Raw genomic sequence first — 21,407 nt, 5'->3', positions numbered from 1 at the left:
GAAGTCAGCCCCGGCGAAATGCGGTGCTGTCGCCATGAGGCAGATCAAAGTCTTCACCCGGAGACAAAGGATCGCGACCAGGCAACCCCCTGAACCTGATGGCAAGGCACAATGTTTGGCCTTGTGTACGGAGACTTAACCCGCTGCGGAAGCAGGCGTCCAACTATGCTGACTGTTTTTCACACCGCCGACTGGCACCTGGGTCAGTCGTTCTTTGGCTTTGATCGCGACTACGAACATCAGCAGTTTCTGGAATGGCTGTTGAAGACGCTGGATCAACATCGTCCTGATGCGCTGATTATCTCGGGTGATGTGTTCGATACCGTGAATCCCTCGGCACTGGCTCAGCGTCGCTACTACGATTTTCTGGCAACCGTTTCCACCAGTCTGCCCGCGATGCAGATTGTGATTACAGCCGGCAATCACGATTCGGCCGCGCGGCTGGAATCACCATCCTCACTTCTTGAATCGCTGAACATCCGCGTGGTCGGTACGGTCAGCCGCAATGAGAACGACGAGATCGACATCCACAAGTTCCTGGTGCCGATTGTCAGTCCGACAGGGATCACTCAGGCAATTGTCCTGGCAATCCCGTTTCTCCGGCCGTCCGATGTACCGCTGCTTCTGGAGGCTGAGGATCCGTATCTGGATGGTGTCAAAGAATTGTACCGGCGAACTACGGATGCCGCTGTCGTGATGGCGGAGCGCATCGGCGAACAGGTTGGCGGACAGATTCCGATTATCGCCATGGGACACTGCCACGTGATGGGCGGAATCGAATCACGGGACTCCGAGCGACGGATTGTCATCGGTGGATCGGAGGCTGTCAGTCCCGGCATGTTTCCTGCTGAAATCGCTTACGTTGCACTGGGGCACCTGCATAAGGCGCAGCAGTTCAGGCAGAATCGAATTCGTTACTGCGGAAGTCCGCTTCCACTGTCTTTTGCTGAATCAGGCTACCAACATAGTCTGTGCCGGGTCTGTTTCGAAGGATGCCGGGTATCCACGGTTGAAGAGATTCCCGTCCCACGGACCATTCCGCTGCTGTCTGTTCCAGCGAAAGGTGCTGTGCCGGTTGATGGTCTTGTCGACGAACTGGCGACCCTGACACTGGAGAATGACCTTCCGCCGGAGCGATACCCCTTTCTGGAATTGCGAATTCTTGATCAGGGCCCGGACCCATCGCGCCGAGTCAGGATTGAGGATGCGGTGGAAAATCTGCCGGTTCGTCTGGCATCCATCAAACTTGAGACCATGGCCAGATCGGCATCCTTTGATGAGGAAATGCTGGCCAGCGGTCTGGCGGACCTGCATTCCATTAATCCCGAAGAAATTCTGACAAACGCTTTTCGAGAGAAATATCAGGCCGACCCGGATCAGGCGCTGCTTCAGGCATTTCGCGAAATCGTCATGCAGCAGGAGACTGCTGAGGCATGAAGATTCTCCGAATATCACTCCGCAATATTGCGTCGCTTGCCGGATTGCATACGGTTGATTTTACCTGCGATCCTCTGGCAAAGGCCGGCCTGTATTCCATCAGTGGTCCAACCGGCGCTGGCAAGAGCAGTCTTCTTGATGCCTTATGCCTGGCTCTTTATGAGAAGACGCCTCGTCTGAATCGAGTCGGTCGGCTGGAGCATCTGGACAATGGCGAGAAACAGGATGACCCTCGGACATTGCTGCGGCGTGGCACGGCAGAAGGAATGGCCGAAGTTGCGTTCGTTGGAATTGACAACCAGCAATGGACGGCCCGATGGAGCGTTCGCCGAGCCCATAACAAACCTGATGGGAACCTGCAGCAGTCAGAAATGACTTTGTTCAAAGGACACATCAGTCCCGGGGGACAGGGACCCGTTGAATGCAGCGGCAAGAAAACAGAAGTCAACTCAGCCATTCAGAGCAAAATCGGGCTGACCTTCGATCAGTTCACCCGAGCGGTGCTGCTGGCCCAGAACGATTTCGCCACATTCCTCAAAGCCGATGACAAAGAACGGGCTGAAATTCTTCAGGCCCTGACCGGCACGGAACAATTCGAAGCGATTTCGAAAGCCGTCTTCGAGCGAACAAAAAAAGAGAAGGCTGAGCTGGATCGAGTGCGTGAAAGAATTCGCGACCATCAACCGATGGATGACGAACAACGCGAAGCCGCACAACGGGTTTACGCAGCAGCCAAAGAGCAGCATGCCGAACTGGATCAGCAACACCGACAACTGCAAACACAGCTGGACTGGTTCAAAGAGCATCACGCCCGCGATCAACAGGTGCAAACGGCGAAAAAAGGCAAACAGATCGCCGAGCAGAAGCTGCATGAATCGACACAACGTCGGATTGACCTGAGCTTGACTCAACGTGTCCAGCGTGAGTGTCGGATGCTTCGGGCGAATCAGTTAGCCGCGAAGGAACAAATTCAGGTTGCCGAAACTTCCCACGCGAAAGCGGCACAACGTCATTCGTACCTCGTCAAAGCTCTGGAGGAATACGGCAGGAAGTTCGACGAAACAAGCCGAAACCATGACCGATTACTGCAGCAACAAACAGATCTGCGGGCCAGCCTGCTTGAGGCACGCAAGCTGGACTCACTGCTGCAACCGGCAAAACGCCGGAAGCTGTCTGCCGAGGAACAGTTTACGGAAGCGGAGACTCAACATGCGGCTGCTCAGCAAAAGCTAACGCAAGCCCATCAGATTGTTGAGAACCTTCAGGCTCGCATCGCCAGTCTGATCCAACAGCAGAGCAGTCTATCGGCATACGCCTCGTTCGCGCCGGAAATGAGCCTCTGGCTAAATCGACTTGATCAGGCCCGCGTAGCCCGCGAGGCTTTGTATCAGTCTGAACAGCAGTTGCGCCAGCTGCAGCAATCACTGGAACAGCTGCAGCGCGATCAGCAGGCGGCCAAAGACTCCGAAGCGCCACTGCGTGAAAAGTGTCAACAGACGGAACTGGATCTGGTAGCGGCAAAAGAAGCGGAAGCGGCCTTCGACCCCGATCAACTGGCAGACCATCGCCGACGCCTGATGCGAACGCAGTCAGTGCTGAACGAGTACCGTCGTTACTGGGAAGATCAACAGAGACTGCAGGGCGAACGAAACCGACTAACGACGGAAATTCAGCTGCTCGAGAAACAAAACCAGGCAGAGGAAGCCCAGCGCCTGAGATTTGCCCGGGTCGATCTTCCTCAGACCGAAATGATTCTGGAAAAGGAGCGGCGATCGATCGAACGCATGAGAGCGGCTGTCGACGACGCGGCCAAACGACTGCGATCAACACTTCAAAACAACGAACCCTGTCCCGTCTGTGGATCGCACGAGCACCCCTTCAGCACCCATGAACCTGACGTTGAATCTTCTGCAATTCGCGCTGCCGAAGAAGTGGTGTCTGAAACGGAAAAACGGCTGCGAAACTACCGGGCGAGCTGCAGTAAACTGGAAGCATCGATCGAACAGCGTTCTGGTCGCCTGAAGGAATACCACGATCAGATTCGCAGCACCACTGAAATGCTGCAGGCATTGACCTTTGAACACCTCGCCCACGATGCGATTGTTCCACTGTTGCAGGTTGAGGCATCGGATCGCGGTCCGACGATTCAAAGGCAGCTTGCGACCATCACGGACCAGATCAGAGCGGTTGAAACTCAGGACGTCGAACTTCGCAAAGCTGTTCGGCACAGTCAGCACTGTGCGAAACAATTCGCGGAAGCCGAAAAGTCGGTCAGCAACCTGAGACAGCAGTTTGCGACACTCGAAAAACAGTGCGAAGTGGCTCGCACCAGAGTCGAAAGTCAGCTGTCGGCTGTTCAGGATAACCGGCGAGTGGCTGAGAATTCGCGTCTGTCGCTGCAGCCGCTTCTGGACGTCGCAGATGAAGGTCATACAGCCTTCGAAACGGACGCCCGGTCACTTCGCATCGGTATTCATCAGCGGCTGGAAGACTGTCTGCAGACAAAAGAACAACTTCAAATAGCGGAGAAGGAACACGTCACGGCTCGGTCCAGTGTGTCTCTTCAGAGACAATCCTGTGAAAGCACAGAAGCCGTGCTTCAGAAATGCAGGGCTGAACGGGCTCTCGCGACGGCCGAAGTCGAACAATTAACGAAGCAGCGACAGCAGTTGCTCGAAGGTCGCGACGCCGATGTCGTTGAAGCGGACATTTCGAATCGCATCCAGTCGATGGCTCAAGAGCTCGAGCAATTACGTCAGAAGAAGAACGCGGCCCAGAGTGAAGAGGTGGCCGCCCGGGCCGAACTCAATTCCCGCGCGGAACAACTGCAAACGGCAGAGCAAACCCTGGAGAAGGCTGAAGAACAACTGCAGAGTTGGCTGACAGAATTCGCTGCTCAGGAGAATCGCTTACTGTCCATGTCGGAAATCGACATCATGCTGGCTCGGAGCAGCGAATGGATTCAGTCAGAACAGCAGTCTCTGGAGTCGATACAGGATATGTTCCGGTCTGCCGATGCGGGGCTGCAGGCAGCCATCCGGCAACTCAATGAACATTTACAGACTCGACCGTCGCAGGAATCTGAGCAGCAGCTTCGATCTGTTGCTGACGATCTTCGGAAACAGGTGGAGGCTGCGATCGACCAGATGGCGAGTGCCAGGAGTATCCTGGATCAGGATGACAAGCTGAGAGAGCGATGCGAATCGCTTCACCAGGAACTCAGACAACTGGAAATGCGAGTTGACCCGTGGCTGCGACTGGATGAGTTCATTGGTTCTGCAGACGGGGCGAAATTTCGCAAGATGGCCCAGCGCAGAACTCTGGAGATTCTGATTGGCTACGCGAACGCGCATCTGGAGCAACTGACCAGCCGCTATCGTCTGCAGTCGCTTGGTGCGTCACTGAATCTGGTGGTGGCTGACCGTGATATGGGTGATCAGCTGCGATCGATACTGTCGTTATCGGGTGGCGAATCGTTCCTGGTTTCGCTCGCTCTGGCGCTGGGGCTGGCATCGCTGACATCCAATCGCCTGCGAATCGAATCGTTGTTCATCGATGAAGGCTTCGGTAGTCTGGACCAGGAAACGCTGGCCATGGCCATGAATGCCCTGATGCATCTGGAATCTCAGGGGCGCAAGGTTGGTGTCATTTCCCATGTCACCGAAATGACTGATGCTATTCCGGTGCAGATCAGGGTTGTCAAAGGTCGCCATGGCGCTTCGAGGATTGTAGTGCCCGGATTCACCGAAGCCGCAACGGTTCGAGCCACCGACACCAGCGGGCGCGCATTCGTTGTGCGCACACTGTTTGACAATACGCCGGAAGGGATCGAGGAACATGCAGCGAGAATCGTGCAAATCCTGGAACAGAATCAGGCCTCCGGGAAAACGCGCACTTCGCTGAAATCGCTTCGTGCTGATCTTGGCTGCGATCACCGGACCTTTCGTTACGCGCAATCACTGTTGGGTTCGAAGGTCGCCGTCGAAGGTCGCAGCCTGAAACTGAATTCAGCATCCAGTGCAGATCCGGAGACTGTGGAATCGATCCGGGACTGAGGCCTCAGCGATTTTCAGCTCCGGATTGATTCTGACTGCATGGCAAACCCAACCGGATTGCGGTCGTCAGTTTCAGAGATCGGTGGTTAGAATTCCTGTTTGTACAATGAGAATGAGGCCAGACCTCATCTGGCAGGAGTGCAGGAGGACCCCATGGGATACGACCACGGAAATCACAGGAAAGACTATGCGAAGGCACCACGCTTTCCGTGGTCCTGTGTAATGATGTTTTCTGCCGTTGTTTGTTGTCTCGTTTCGGAAACCTGCGGGCAGGCTGTCCCTCCGTCACAATTGACCAATGCTCTGGATGCTTCCGGAGAACTCCTGACAGACAGACGAACAGCACAGGCCTTTGAATTGCTCTGCGAACACGTCCGGGAAAAGGATGTTCGAGCGGCTATCGGCCAGATGCTGCTGCTGTCCCAGCTGGAACCCGGTCTGCTGGTCCCCATTAACAGTGATGGAAAGAAGACTTCTGAGCCCCGAACATGGCAGCCGTTGTTTCGCGGGGTCTTTGACGAAATCCACAGGCTGCCGGAATCCGCGCTGAAAGCCCTTCAGAAACAGGATGAACAACTGGCTCATCTGGAACTGCAGAAAATGGTCCGGGGCAACCCTGCCAGCCTGGTCTCCATCATCCTCAGGTATCCTGTGACGGAAGCTGCTTACCAGTCTCATTTGTTGATCGCACAACAGCATCTTGATCGTGGACGCCGAAAACCCGCTGAATTCTGGCTCCGGCCACTGCTGGCCGAGGGAATCCCGTTGAAGTGGCAAAGCGCTTCGAAACGGATCCTTCAGCGAATAGCCCCTGATTCGGAGCGGATCGCTTCGACGAACGAACGAGCTGCAAATCGACCTGAAGCCACTGATTCCCTTCGAACGGTCAGGAGTAACGAGATCAGTGCAGAGTCTGCCAATGGAAAGCAGGATTCCCATGAATCAGCGCACGTTACTGCAACGGACGTTTCCACGGTGGATTTCTCAGGCACTCAGTGGCTGGCGGGTTTGCATCGTTCCTCTTTAATCCAGCGAATGACAGAGATGTATCGGTCTCATGCCGCAGATGACGGTGCTCTGCTGACATCGAACTGGATGCCGGCAATTGATGACCAGAATGTCTACGTCCGGAACCTGACCGGAGTCAGGGCCATCGCGTTGAATGCGGGTGACGTGCGGTGGTCCTGGACTGCACCGTCCCTCAACCTGGCAGAGACGATCGAGAGTGAACTGGCGACCCGGCTATCCCGGCTTAGCAGTTCTTTAAGATTAAATTCCAGTGACTTTAGCCAGACTGAGCAGACTTTGTTTGCCCATCACCTGTATCGAGATGGAATTTTCGGTCGGCTGACAGTGGACCAGAACCATGTCTACCTGATTCACAACGAGCCCGTAAAGAACACATCCAGCGGGACAAGACCCCCTGTTGCAATGCCAGGTTCCGCGAATCGAATCTCTTCGATATCGAGGCTGATTGCTCTGGAGAAAACGACTGGCCGGCGAATCTGGTCCGTGGGCGGTGAAGCCGTGGAAGAGCAATTCGGCAATGAGCTGACAGAGGCAAGGATCACTGGTCCGCCCGCATCAGATGATCGTTTTCTTTACGCACTGGCGGAACAGGCGGAGTCGATTTCTCTCACCTGTCTGGATGCTGAATCTGGTCAGGTGCGATGGAAGAAGCCGCTTTGCTTTGTCGGGCCGGAACATCAAAACGATCAGGCTCGTAACCTGACGCCATTCACACCGCTGATCGATGACGGCATCATTTATTCCGATACCGGAACGGACTGGTTAATGGCCGTTGATTCTCTGACAGAGTCAATTCTCTGGGCGACGCATCCTCCGGTCAGAACATCTGACGAGACGACCATCATTCGTAACCGGGGTCGAATATGGCAACCACCCCGGCCGCTGAAGTCCGTATGGTCAGCGCAGCCACTGCTGCTGGAGAACGATTTACTGTTCCAGACAGACCCTGAAAGCCACAGGATTCGCGCCATTGACTGCCAAACGGGTGAGGTTGTCCGGGAGTTTGACGGATCCGAATACCGGGGCGTCATCTACGCCGATGCTTCGAGGATCGTGTTCTGGGGTTCATCCGGGCTACAGGCGGTTGACTCCGTTACCGGGAACAAGATCTGGAAATGCGTTGTTGGCAACCCCGGAACACAGGAGCAGGCGAGTGGAAACGCCAATGATGAGGGCAATCCTCTGGGAGCCATCCTGAAACTCTTTTACAAGAATGCATCGCCATCGCAGGATGCATCCCCGGCTGAGATACCAGGGGAAAAGACTTTATTGAATGTTGCCGCAGGCCGCGGAACCGTTCGCGACAACGTTTTGTATGTTTCATTGACTGACGGAACAGTCGCTGCAGTGTCCATGACAGACGGATCCCTGATGAAAAGAATCTCCGCTTCGATTGAGCACCCGGGGGATCTGATCAGCAGTGGCTCCAGCATGCTGGTGTTCAATCCTGGATGGATTGCTCAGCTGGGCTCTCGTTCGACAGAACCGAACGTTATTCCGGTGGCACGAAGAGCCGAACAACTCATCAGGGAGCATCAGTTCACCGCCGCTCTCAGCCTGCTCGATGCGGTTGAGCCGTCAGTAATCTCCCATGCCGAACTTCGACAGCTGCAGGTCGACGCGCTTACGAAGCTTGCAGTAGAACTACTGTCTGAACCCCGAGAACCGAATGAGGAGAATTCGGATCGCCTGAGAAGCGTCCTGGATCGGGCGGACGCAGTGACGATGTCCCAAACCAGTCGCGCGAAGCTGCTGCAACTTCGAGTCTTGCATGCGTTACAGGTGAACGATCCCGATCACCTCATTCAGGTTGTCAGGGAGGCAATGGATTCCGTCAGTTCGGCGGGTCCGATTCCTGTTGAAGCTGATCCTTTGGATGCATTTCGATCCGTTGATATTTCCATGGATGGTGGGCAGTCATCGACAGTGACTGCTGCCGCCGGGAGAACTCCGGACCCGCTTAAACATTTTCAGGACCTGAATTACTGGCTGCTGCGTCAGGTCACGGCGCAATTCGCATCGCCCGACACACATCAGTCGCCGACTCTGCTGCGTTTTATCGAATCGCTTTCGGATGAGATGCTGGTTTTGATTGATCATCCGGCAGTCTGCGAAGAAGCGATGAAACGAAGTGACGCTCGCGCAGATGCGGGCTTGTTTGATGACAGGCTTGCCCAGCTTCTTTCCCTTGCCGCACAGTCCGATGATCTGCGTTCGAGAGTCATCCGGCGACTTCTTGAATGGCGAGACAACGCCGATGATCAGGACATTCGATACCTGCTGACCGGGTTTATAGAAGAGCAAGCTGTGAAGTTGCCTGTGTCTTCCATTGCCGATCCGGGATCGCAGCTGCATGAGATTCGCGTCGAGCGGGAAGAATGGGATCGGCTTTCGCGAGCTCAACTGTCGACGTGGCCGGACGATCAGCTCATCGGGATTCCTGTGCTTTCAAATGTCTATCGGTCTCCCGATACGCCTGTACGAGTACTGGATGTCAATGACATTTATCTCAGCCGGTACATCTGGAATTACAACAGCGTTGCAGACCGGGTTTGTGGTCATGCCGCCCCGGCCATTCCCCCGGGCACAGATGCGGTTCCCTGTCTACTGCCTCTCACGCTGGACACTTCGCGTCCCTATGGCGAATCCAGCGGAACGTTGCTCCGTTATGGAACTGTCGTGCTTGGACATTCGTTGCGAACGGTGTCTGCGGTATCTGCAATCAGCCGACGACCGCTGTGGTCGCGAAGCACCAGTGATCTTCGCTACGGTCGGGAGCCGGCCGCGATGCCTTTCGTGGACATTACCATCTATCAGCGGTCTGTTCTGGGCATCACGTCAGCCGGCTCGATCACCATCTGCGGTGGCTCCGATCGCTTTATCTGTCTTCAGGATGAAGGCCGGATTGAGATCATTGATCTCAGCACCGGCACGACGCGCTGGGCACTTCGGGGAGCCATGAAAGAGTATTACGCAACCGCAACTTCGGAAGCAGTGGTTCTTCTGAATACAAGAACGCGCGTGGTGGAATGCCGCAGGCTTTCTGATGGCACCCTGATCGAAGGAAGCCCCCTGACGTCAGATGATGCCATCTCCAGCCTGACGGCCGCAGGACGAGACCTGATTGTGCTGAGACCAGAGCGGGTGAAGAAGAACCCGCGAGTGATGGAATGGATCAATCCAGCCAATGGCTTTGTAAGCCGCCGGATCGAACTGCCCGACGTCACAAGTTTTCAGGTCCTCGACGCAGACACTTTACTGGCGTATTCACCATTGAAGTTCAGCCTGATTGACCTCTCGAATGGTCAGGTTTCCACATTTGATCTACCGGAAGAACTGAGAAATGCGGAATCCGGAGGAACTGACAATGCGATCCGAAGTTCATTGACTCCACGACCAGGACTGTTTGCCCGCGCAGATTTACTGAATGTTTATCTGACGATTATCGGCCCCAAACGTCGCGTGGACCCGATGCAACGAGTGGGGATGCGTTCGACTCCACTGGGCGATGCGTTGTTTGCATTTGATCGAACCACTGGTGAACTGCGCTGGCGGCTGGACACAGAGGACATGACAACCGCAACATTCGAAGAGGCTTCGTCGCCCGTACTGATGATCATCCAGCTTGAAGAATCCAACGCCCGCAATGCGGCCGGCTTTCTCGGGCGGCCAACCGGCTGGTTGCTGCAATGCACAGGTATTCTGAAAATTCCGGAAAGACGGTTTGCAGACAATCCATGAGTTACCGTATTCCGATGCAGTCAATGCGACTGGAAGTGCAAAAAGGCCAGATGCTGGACTTCAGCGCGTTTGGCAACAGAATTCGGTTTCGTCCCGCAGATATCAACACGGTCCCTGCCAACTGATTCTGAACGATCTGATCCATGATCGAGGACCATTTGTCAGAGTCCTGATTCACCGTTCTCTTGACGGAAACTCCCATTGCTGCCAGCCTCATTAATTGCCGCGAAGCGCGATAAACACGAGTTGTCAGATCGAGAGATCGCTTTCTTTATTCAGGGATTTGCAGGAGGTGACATCCCCGACTACCAGATGTCAGCGATGGCGATGGCCATCTACCTGAACGGTATGACGGACCGTGAAACGGCGACTCTGACACTCGAAATGCTGAACACAGGCACGCGTCTTCAGTGGCCCGATGATGGGATACCGCGGGGGGATAAGCACTCAACGGGTGGCATCGGAGACAAGACGTCGATCATCCTTGCCCCACTGCTGGCCGAATGTGGTGTGCAAATACCAATGCTGTCCGGCCGCGGTCTTGGACCAACAGGCGGAACGCTCGACAAGCTGGAAGCCATACCGGGCTTTCGCACTCATCTGACGCTGGACGAGATAACTCAGATTACGCAGGAGGTCGGCTGCGTCATCACAGGCGCCTCTGCAGAACTCGCACCGGCAGACCGCAGGCTCTACGCACTCCGAGATGTCACGGCCACAGTTCCTTCGATTCCGCTCATCACGGCGAGCATCATGAGCAAGAAACTTGCGGAATCGACCAACGCTTTGGTACTGGATGTAAAATTTGGTACGGGTGCGTTCATGAAGACTCAGGAACAGGCCTCTCAACTTGCCAGGTCACTGGTTGAAACGGGCCATCGTATGGGTGTTCGGACTACAGCTCTCCTGACGGATATGAATCAGCCTTTGGGACGCATGTGTGGTAACGCTGTTGAAGTCATGGAATGTCTCGAGGTTCTGCGGAATAAGGGTCCCCAGGATACACGGGAACTGTCGATTCGGCTTGGAATCGAGCTGCTTATCGATACAGGCATCGCTAAGGATGAAGCTGAGGCTCGCAGCAGGCTGGAAGCCCGGCTGGCCGACGGATCGGCTCTGAAAAAGTATTGCCAGATGGTCGTTGCACAGGGAGGCAACCCGGATGTCATTCTGAGTGTCGCCCCGGCGTCCGATGTTGTTAGCCAACGTGACGGCGTCGTTTCTGAGATCGATGCAGAAAAACTTGGTCTGGCCATCATCGCGATGGGTGGCGGCCGAAAGAAAATGGGCGATGCAATCGACCACTCCGTGGGACTTGAGATGCTGGTCCGAATCGGTGATCCTGTTTCAGTAGATCAACCTTTGGTACGTTTGTTTTCCACAGAACCCGGTCGTGTTCACGATCAGGTCTTATCCGCAATCACCATCACCGACGTTGCCAAACCGATTCCCCTGATTATCGAACGTATTGCACGTTAGTGGGTTGTTTCGCTGTTTCGTATCATCCTGATCAGTGGCTTCGTTTGCAGGCAAATCCGCAGGAATTCGAACCAGCCCGCAGACAGCTTATCACGAAGCACCCGCCTGTTCTGTCCCGATTCTTCAAGCAATCCACAGCAAAGCAGAGACATCATGCAGCAGCCATGTGACATTGATCAACTTCGAGCTTTAAAATGCGTTCCATGCGAAGGCGGAATCCCAAAACTCACTCCTTCGGAGATTAGTCCGCAGCTGGCGATGATCAGCGGATGGACGACCCATGCAAAGCCTGACCGCATCAGCAAATCGTGGGTTGTTAAGAACTTCGCTGCGGGGATGCGGTTCCTGAACGAGGTCGCTCAGCTGGCAGAGGAAGAAGGGCATCATCCCGATATTCACCTGGCTGGATACCGCAACCTATCGATCGAAATCTGGACACATGCGATCGGCGGACTTTCACTCAACGATTTCGTTCTGGCTGCGAAAATCGACCAGTTGCCAATCGAACTTCGCTCATAGAGCCCGCAGCGATGTTCGAGGCCTTTTGGTCAGACGGATTGCGGTGAATTCATGATTGGCGAATCGTCCGACTGCATCTCGTCGATTGGAAGACCATAATCACCCGACCATAATTGCATGACCTGATCAATCAACGTTACCTCCGGCGGACCACTGACCTCAGGTTCCTGTTCGGGAAGAGACTCACCGCTGGCTGCAGTGTCGTTGCAGAGTGGAACGGCTGCTGATTCTGGTGAAGATTCTGCACTGGGGAGGGCTGGCGCATGCGACACAGCAAACATGGTCAATTCGTGCTGCAACTCAATTGTGGGGGATAGTCCAGGCAGGCCCTTTTTTTCCCGACTGTCGGCAACAATTCTGAAGTTCATGGGCTGACTCCAGGCACCTGGCACATTGTTTGGACCGATGCTGCGAATCCACCAGCGATAAGATTGATTTGCAGCCAGCGCTGTCGCATCGGTGAAAGATGTGGATCTGCCCTTGTCGAAATGAATGACAGTTGGTTGATCGCTGCTGTTGAGGAGTTTCACGAGTAATTCGTAGCGAATCGAGTCAGAAACAGCTGTCCATGTGAATGTTGGACTGGCGCTGGACGAGTTTCCGGCAGGTGTCAACAGGGCGGGTGCGGATGAGTCGGCAAAGTCATTCGTGAAGGTCCCCGGACTGCTCCACTGAGAAGAGTTTCCAGCTGCATCGAATCCCCGCACCCAAAAGCGAAAGCTGCCAACTTCGAGCGGCAGGGCGGATTGATACGACCTGCCGCTGATGCCGGTTACGTTCAGGATACGAGACGTGCCGGACGAAATGTTGTTAACCCAAAGTTCGTAGGTTGCGAATTGATCGGCACCATCCCATTGAAACACAGGAAATGCGTCCGTAATTGTACCGGCCGGGCCGGAAACTACTGGCACAGGCACAGAGAAGTCGGTCGGCGCGCTCCATGCGCTGAACGAACCATCCTCTGACCTTGCTCGCACCCACCATCGATATTGTCCTGGGAACAGATTGACTCTGCTCTGGTATGAGATTTCGGATTCGCCAGTGACGTGCGGGATGTCTTTCACCCGTATGATTTGTTGTGTGCCGGTGCTGAGATTGTTGACCCACAGATCGTAATAGTTGACATGATCAATGGCGCGCCACGCGAATTCCGGAGTCGGATCAGTCACGATGCCAGCCGGACCGACAACCACCGGACCCTGTCGGAAGTCCATTTGAAAATCCAGGGGTTTGCTCCAGATGCCGGGCGTTCCATCGCTGGCAATCGTGCGTACCCAGGCCCGGTAATTGCCATTGGTCAGTGGAATGCCGGGTGTAAAGCTGTTTGTGGTGAGTGATGTTTGATGAATGACTCGCTGAGGTCCACCGATTCGATTCACCCACAGCTCGTATTTTGGTGTCTCGAGCGCGCTCCAGGTAAACGTCGGAGTGGAGTCGAGCGTTAGCGCATGCGGACTGAAGATCAGGGGGCGGTCGACAATTCCAACGTTTCGACTTTGACTCCAGGGCGTTGCCTTACCGTTTGCCAGGAAAGGTCGCACCCACCACGTGTAATCTCCTTTCGGCAGATCCTGAGTCGGAGTGAACGAAGTTTGTGTCAGTCCCGATACGTTCAATGCCACAGTCCTGCCTGCCTGAACCCACAACTGAAACGACGTTGCACCTGGCACCGATGTCCAAGTGAACGTCGGTCGCGGATTAAGTGTATGCGCCTCCGGTGCTGTTAGTTGCGTGCCGACATACGTGTCGACGGCGGACGACCAGCGACCGGGGTATCCATCTGCAGCTATGCCACGCACCCAGATGCGGTGATTTCCAATGCTGAGCGCTGACGTTGGGGTGAAAGAAGTGCCTGTGACATTTGTTTCCCGGATGACCTGTGTGCTTCCGGTTGTGGTATTGTCGACCCAAATGTCGTAACGTACGGCACCCGGCAGCGCGTCCCAGAAAATCGTGGGCGTCAGTGACTGAGAGAATACGTCCAGTGAATGCAGGCTGGCTTGCGAGTTCACCTGGAAACTGATCGGTGTCCAATTGGTCTTAGCCCCGTCAGGCAGCGTTGCCCGAGTCCACGCACGGTACCTGCCAATTGCTAATGGCTGTGAATGAACGTACGACGTTCCAGTCACGGGAATGTCAATGACAGTCAGCCGTCCCTGGCTAAGGTCCTCCACAAACAGGTCATACCCTGTGGCCAGGGGTATGTCATGCCATCGGAATTCAGGGAAGGTGTCTTCTATCGCTCCAGCTGGACTTTGCAGAAACGGCCGATCCATCGCCACGGTGACCTGACTGGAAACGCCGTACTGATAATCCTGAGCAGTGGTCCCCGACAACCGAATGACGCTGCCGCTAAACCCGGCGGTTGTGGAAAAGTTCACCGAACCCAGCAGTCGATTCAGGTTTCCGACTGCCCACGGAGCCGAGTCGCTGGCCCAGACGAGTGTGACCGTGCGGTTAGTTGTTGGGTCGGCATCCGAGATGGTTTCCGGGCCGTCCTGCAGCCCTACAAAACCGTCGTTGAAGAGTGACGACATCTGCAGGAATCTGACCTGACTGGAGTCGTAGTGGACACGGGCCACAAAGGTCGACGGGTCCGAAGCGGACTGAGTCACCTGCGAGTAATTGAGGTCAACGGAGAATGCCGCATTTTGCCCGGGTTCGATCCTGTTGACGGTGGGCGCCAACGATTGAACGGGACCTGTGACGGATGACATGCCGGGGACCGGCAAAGTGGCGATCAACGATGGCGTGAACGAAGAACTCGCGAATTCCGACACTTGGACACCCTGCTGAATTTTCACTTCGGCATCTTCAGTTCGCTGGCTGCCTTTGACCGTTCTGCTGAGTCGATAGACATCATGAACAATGCCATCGATGGTCTCTGTGCCAACGATGTGCCAGCCGTCGCTGGTGGCAAAGAAGTCTTCTGAACCGAACTGAACGACATCGTCCGCTCCACCGCGAACGATCAGCGTTCGATTGGTGCCGGTGTTATCCTGAATCGTCTTCAGATTCGCTTTCAGCGTGTTGCCTCCGGAGCCGTTGAGATCGACAAGTTCGATTCCAGTGATGACGTGCTGACCTGTCAGGTCGAGCACGATGCCGGACCCAGTCAGTTCCAGAATGTCTCTCGCGGACGTCGCTGTTTCTCCCCCTCCGTTGATTCTCAGAGGCAACGCTGCAGGTCCGCCTGTCGTATTCAGTGTCAGTCGGATCGTTTCTGCAGCGCCTTCGTTGCCCTGGATTGTGACAGCATCGATGGCCGCGCCTTCAATGCCGGTCAGCACGGCCGTGCCATTGCGCGCGACCTGATAAGTTGTCGCGTTGCGGGAGACTGTGATGTTCGACGTCCCGGTTACGTTCACAGATGATGGTGACGTCAATATTGTTCCGGGGCCACCGCCAAGCGACGATACTGTGACCTGAGATGTGGTTGAGGTATTCTCAAGGAGAATGCCGATTCGAAGTGCCAGGTCACCGGATACTTCACGATTGGAACCGACGGAACGTGCGGGAAGTGCGCGGGGATAGATTTGGAACTGCTGAACGGGTATTGGAAACTCCAGAACAGAGTCCATTGTCGCAGTATACCAACTCCCGGTAGCCGGAACGAAAACGTCAATCATGTCCCCGTGGCTGGCATTGCCTCGCACGTCGTGAGGAATCATGATTCTGGAAATCCTCGTTGCTCCGATTGCCGTAATTGTATGTCCGCCTGCGTCCGGCAGTTTCAGAAATAGTGGCGCGTCGATTCCCAACGTTGCCGTGGACGACTCGACAACCAGTCGCGCGGCGTAGGCGTCACGCGTGGCAGAGTCCGTCATGTTACTGGTAGCGAGCGGAAGAATGCGATCTGAATCCCCGACGACGACCGTACCAAGTGGCTGCCACGCAGCCCGATTCGTGGATGTTGCGGTATCTTTCAGGAACCAGGTTTTTGCCGGAACGATCCCCCCGGCACTTGCCAGGGTATAAGTTCCGTTTGTCGATTCCATCGCTGCCCACGGCGTTGATCCTGGTACGACATTGGGATCATGTGGCGCGGATGATTCTGCTGCGTCTCGCAGTTTCCTGTTCTGGTCTGTTGTGTCGAATTGCGTTGTATTGCTGACGTTGGCGGTCACATTGCGAAGAAACGCAGAAATGTCAGAGGGGGCAGTACGGGATGCACCGGCCCCAATTGCTCCGTTGATCAGCGAGTCGCCAGTCATGCCGGCCAGATATCGGACAATCAGCCTGCCGTCGGATGTCGGTTCCACAAGCCCATTGTCGTCGACGTCCAGGCGGTTGTTGCCGATGTCCAGCAGGACTGTGTCGATATAGTTTTCAATTTGTTCGGCGGAGGTACGCGTGGCGTTTGAGGCAAGGGCACCGTTAATGAGATCCTGACCTCGCAATCCTGCGATGAATCGCAGCAGCATTAATCCATCGCTGGTTGCATCGGCCAGTCCGTTTCCATCAACATCCAGGCCGGTGTTTTGTTCAAACGCAGCATTGTTGGCGTTTACTTCCTGCCGATTGATGATTTCCGTTCGTATTTCATTTTCGGGTGGAGTGAAGCGAACAGAAACAGAATCACCGGGAGTCGCCGTCATCGTCACAGCTGCGCTGGGATTTGTGAACCGTAGCGCTACCATCGCTTCGGTGCTGTCGACCAGCTTGTCCGTGGAGTAGGGGCGAACTCGGAAATGTGTTCCTGGCGATATGTCCAGAAGCAAACCAGGTGTCAGTGGAATGGTCGCGTTGACATTTCCGCTGCTGTCAAAAGTATCGACAACCAGGTCCTCTTCCAGGACGCCAATGCCATTCACTGTGTTGCCGGAAAACTGCAGGTCCAGTGACCGGTACAGAACTTCGTTTTCCTGCATCATTGTCGCAGACGTGTAGACGATCCCCTGAGAGCCGGTCGAAGACGGAGTGAAGGTTTGCGGCTGGTTGGCGGACAGCGGATTCCCCGGCGCCACACCCGGGTTGCTTGCCGCAGTGCCCAGTACGAATGATGGGAGGGTTATCGTGCGATCGGGAAGGTCGAAAGTGCGATCGAAGATGGTCCCGAGATCAAAACCACCTAGGTTGTGTTCATGTTCGAATAACGGGCCGACATCGATCAGAGTTTCCCCAGCAAAGTCCAGTTCGAATGATAACGCTTCAAAGACGCCCTTCAGTTGTGCATCCAATCCGATCTTGTTGGACAGCCGCGACCCCAGAACAGCCGTCGGCGTGACCGTTATCTGCTGACCGGGGACGGCCGGGATGACTTCGAGCTGGTCGCTGGGAAGATATGTAACCGGCCCACCGTTGGCCGTTCGCTGCGTGCCGTTCACGCTCACTTTCGTCCCAGGTGAAAAAGTCGCCTGAAGTTGTTTGATGTACGGACTGGTTGAGATCGTCTGGTTCACGCTGAGTGTCGGACGTATGAGATAGGACACCGTCTGGAACTCAACACCGATCGGGCCGAGGGACAAATTGGTCACACCGCCAATTCCCGTCAGCGCGCCCAGATCAATGTTCATCTCAGCGATCTGTCGTTTGAGATCCTGTTCCGAACCGTTAACAAAGTTGTTCGTCGTTGCCAGCAAAGTTCCGCGGGCGCTTTCGAGAGTGTTTGACACGAGCGCTACATCGGGAATCGTGATTGCAAGAGTACCCAGATCTTTTCCGATTTCTGCTCCGACTCCACCCGAACTTCCACCGAGTCCCACTGACAGAGTTCCCTGAAGGCCCAGCAGACTGCCGTCCGCTTCGCCGAGTTCGAATCCGATCAGCGATTTTGCTGACCCGAAGCTCGTGCCAGCCGATTTCTGGTTGCTACGGGCTTCTCTTTGGCTGTTCTCTGCCTCAGTCCTTCTGGTTTCGGCATCGTCGATCGCGGCTCGTGCGGCCGCGCGTTGCTGATCGGTCGTGGCTTCTGCGAGCTGTTTTTCAGCTCGCTCACGGTCAGCCTTTGCTTTTGTGAGCTCATCTTCCGAGTCCTTCAGGGCGTCAAACAATCCGGCGATCGCACTGGAGCCCGCCAGTTCGATTTCGCCGTCCATCACCATTGCTCCATTGATGAGGCTGGGGCGATTGATGGAGATCAGGGGAATCTTCTTGTCGAACCCGAAGTTCGTGGATCCACTCGCGCTGAAAACGAATGCCGCTTCGGCAGACAGGTCGGCGTTGAACTCCAGAACGAGGTCAGCATAGGCACCGAACCGCGGCGAAATCGCGTACAGGCTCCCTTCTTCGAACGAAAAGCTCGGAACCAGACTGTAGGAACTCCCATCGGCAGCTGTCTGAACACCGAATCCAAACTGACCGCTTTGCGAAATGTCGACGGAACCAGCGTTGGCGTAGAACCCATACTCGAGCCCGAAACGGCCATCGACATCCGCTGTCAGTTCGGCGCCGTAGCGATCACCAAGCAGTCCTTCTTCGATACCGCCTACCGTGAAACGATCGGGGTTGAAATTGAAACCCAGAAATTCAGGAGCTTTCTGCACACCGCTCAGATCACTGCGTCCGTCACCGTTACTGTCCGGCTGGCCGTCATCAAAGCCAAAACCAAACACAGCTGCATCGCCGGATCCGAACTGGCTTTGTCCAGTGATAGCGGCGTCCCAGCCGGAAGCAAGGATCTCCTGCACTTCGACGGCACCGATGTCGTGGATGCCGCTGCCGCCACTATTTTGAGCCTGAACGGGCAAGTTGCGCTGATCGGTAAATCGGGAGCTCATTCCGTTGTCAATGGTGACGCTGTCGGGCAGTGGAGCCATCGTCGGGACGGATCCCCCGTTGTCCTGCAGCGGGCCTAGTGTGAAATTTGGTGGGACGAGGATGTTTCCGCTCTGGCCGTTATTGAATCCGTCAGCAGGGCTGGTGAATGCGGAATACTGCCCCGCAATCGTTCCGTTATTGCGATTGGCAACATTGACGCCATCACTCTTGAGGATCGTGTTGCTGATTGACGCCTGTCCGCCATTCCAGATATTTGTCCCAACGCCGCCCTGACCGGCGGCGTTCTCGTAGAACGTACTGTCGAAGACGTTCAGTATCGAACTGTCCGCGTTGAAGACGCCGCCTCCGAATTCGTCTGTGCCCAGAAAAGAGTTGGCTCCGTTATACGCGAACGTCGAATTGCGAATTGTCAGAGTACTGGTTCCCGCCGATGTGGATGAGTTTCGAATCGCTCCGCCGTAGGCAAACGGCGCATTTCCGTCACGGTTGTGAGTGTCGGCGTTGTTGGACGAGAACGTCGATCGGTTGATGGTGATCGATCCGTCTTCATTGTCGATTGCTCCGCCGACCGCGATTACTCCTGTGGCGCTGACTGCATCCCCTTCTGCATGGTTGCCCTGCACGAGGGATTCATCGATTTCGAGCGAGGCTCCCTTCAATGCGATGGCGCCTGCACTCACATAGGGGATACTGGTCGCCGTTGCTTCATTCGTTGCCCGGTTGTCAACGATCCGAGTTCGTTTGATCTGGACCGACGATCCTGATGCTGCGGAAACGGCGCCGCCGGACTGATGAGCCGTGTTTTCTCCCAGGTAGCTGTCGCGAACGATCAGGAGGCTGTTGCCGGCGTTGTAGATCGCGCCGCCGAATCGTGCCTCGTTCTTCCGAAGGATCGAGTCCAATTCAATCGTGACCTGACCGGCGTTGTAAATGGCTCCGCCGTAACCACGACTTTTGATAAGGGAGTTGTAGGCGGACGAGACAGAGTTGTGCTCCATCGTGACGTTACTGAGCGTCAGATCGCCGTCGTTGTAAATGGCTCCGCCTTTCGGGACTGTGATCACTGGGTCGTAGGCATACAGATCTGTGAGAGCGACATCTTTCAGGATCGTCGTTCCAAAGTTCTGAATGCCCCCGCCTCGCACAGGAGCTGAATTATTCCTGAGCGTCAGGCCCTGCATGGTCACATGGACCTGCTGCGCTGCGACGCCTTCTGTTCCAATTTGGAACAGACTATGAAGCCCCCCAAATCCGGATATCAGTGTCTTTGACCTACCGTTGCCGATGATTGTCACGTCACTTTGAATGACAAACGGTCCGCTTTCCGGGCGATAACTGATAAACCCGTTGGCATCAAATTCTGGCGGAGCAAACACGATCGTGTCGTGTCCCGGTCGCAGGTCTGCGTAAAGTAATGCCTCGCGCAGAGTCATCTGGCCTGGGCCAATCTTTCCATCGATTCCATCTTCCGTACTATCAACAACCAGCGTGTCGCCTGTTGGAATCTCCTGCAGAGTCATGCCAAGCAGGTTGAAGGTATGAGCATCGTCAGATTTCTCAAACTCGACATGAACGCTGGTTAGCGTCCGCGCGGGATCGACACTAAAGCGAAATCCAAACAACGCCGGGTCGTTTGCATTCTGAAACTGCGAGTTGATAAACCCATCGTAGCGGTCCATGCCATTGATCAGGTTGTATTGGACAGCGTTCTGATCGACGACTCCATCGGTGACTTCATCAAACCAGTCGCGGGCCGTCGTTTGCAGGAACGTTGTACTTCCGGTTGCGTAATCCAGTGCCACAACCAGAGGGCTGCTGCCTTCTGTCGCGAAGCCGGCCAGGTCGAGCTGGAAGTACCTGCCATCAGGGACATCGATCGTGACTGAGCTTGTTCCGGATGGGTTGTCCATGCGCAACAAGTTGTTACCGTTGTTGCTGTTGCGATAAGCGAGCTGAATTTCCGGATGGTGGGTGTTGGCGGGAATCAATCCATTGTCAGGCAGTCCATTGCCGTCGGGGGACTGATTGAACGCGTAGGAATCCGTCACCAGCAACCCTCCGCTTGCGTCGACACCGTTCCCCGAGCCCAGATCGTCGACACCCGCGGATCGATTGGCGATCCCGTCGGTATTGAACCAGGGAGACAGATCCACCGGGACACTTGAGAGAAGCAGTCGTAATTCGGAAACCTCTGTTGTCCCCGCGAGTGCTGTCCCCGCAAGTTCGCTGCGTGTTCTCGTACGCCGACGCTGATTTCGAGTCCGTGAGAGGTGCTGAGACGGTTTCATTCTGGACAGAAAACGATGCAACAACATGGATAGACTCTGTATGTGGTGGCGAACGAACGGGCGAGCCATCAGTCCGGCTGCAATTGAAAATCGCAGTGACTCGGCATGAGTTAGCTCACGCAAGGTCGCCAGGATCCCT

At 55.2% G+C, this 21,407-nt stretch carries 7 protein-coding genes; 6 read left to right on the top strand and 1 reads right to left on the bottom strand.

Features of this window, described 5'->3' with window-relative positions; translation table 11 throughout:
• Window positions 1–165 precede the first annotated feature (165 nt).
• From R3C20_14865 to R3C20_14840, 6 genes are all read left to right on the top strand, one after another.
• Complete coding sequence (locus tag R3C20_14865; GenBank protein MEZ6041785.1) at window positions 166–1,437, top strand: exonuclease SbcCD subunit D C-terminal domain-containing protein; 1,272 nt, start codon at window positions 166–168, stop codon at window positions 1,435–1,437.
• Window positions 1,434–5,492 carry an AAA family ATPase gene (locus R3C20_14860; GenBank protein MEZ6041784.1) on the top strand — a complete coding sequence of 1,353 codons (4,059 nt, stop codon included), beginning with the start codon at window positions 1,434–1,436 and terminating at the stop codon, window positions 5,490–5,492. Before R3C20_14865 ends, R3C20_14860 begins: the two co-directional genes overlap by 4 nt.
• A 153-nt stretch (window positions 5,493–5,645) precedes the next feature.
• A complete protein-coding gene (locus R3C20_14855; GenBank protein ID MEZ6041783.1) occupies window positions 5,646–10,262 on the top strand; it encodes a PQQ-binding-like beta-propeller repeat protein in 4,617 nt (1,538 codons plus the stop codon).
• The gene (locus R3C20_14850) at window positions 10,259–10,387 is read left to right on the top strand and encodes a hypothetical protein (GenBank protein MEZ6041782.1); all 129 of its coding nucleotides are present in this window, start codon (window positions 10,259–10,261) and stop codon (window positions 10,385–10,387) included. The genes R3C20_14855 and R3C20_14850 overlap by 4 nt, the downstream gene beginning before the upstream one ends.
• Window positions 10,388–10,463: 76 nt before the next feature.
• Window positions 10,464–11,741, top strand: a complete 1,278-nt coding sequence (locus tag R3C20_14845) for a thymidine phosphorylase (GenBank protein MEZ6041781.1) — start codon at window positions 10,464–10,466, stop codon at window positions 11,739–11,741.
• Between the two features lie 153 nt (window positions 11,742–11,894).
• Window positions 11,895–12,260, top strand: a complete 366-nt coding sequence (locus R3C20_14840; protein MEZ6041780.1) for a 4a-hydroxytetrahydrobiopterin dehydratase — start codon at window positions 11,895–11,897, stop codon at window positions 12,258–12,260.
• Window positions 12,261–12,289: 29 nt separating this feature from the next.
• On the opposite strand, the gene R3C20_14835 is transcribed toward R3C20_14840, so the two are convergent.
• The gene (locus tag R3C20_14835) at window positions 12,290–21,295 is read right to left on the bottom strand and encodes a choice-of-anchor Q domain-containing protein (GenBank protein ID MEZ6041779.1); all 9,006 of its coding nucleotides are present in this window, start codon (window positions 21,293–21,295) and stop codon (window positions 12,290–12,292) included.
• Window positions 21,296–21,407: the final 112 nt, after the last annotated feature.

The organism is Planctomycetaceae bacterium, assembly GCA_041398825.1.
GTDB lineage: Bacteria > Planctomycetota > Planctomycetia > Planctomycetales > Planctomycetaceae > F1-80-MAGs062.
Note: the sequence above shows the minus strand (reverse complement) of the source record. Positions and strands in the feature narration are given on the sequence as shown.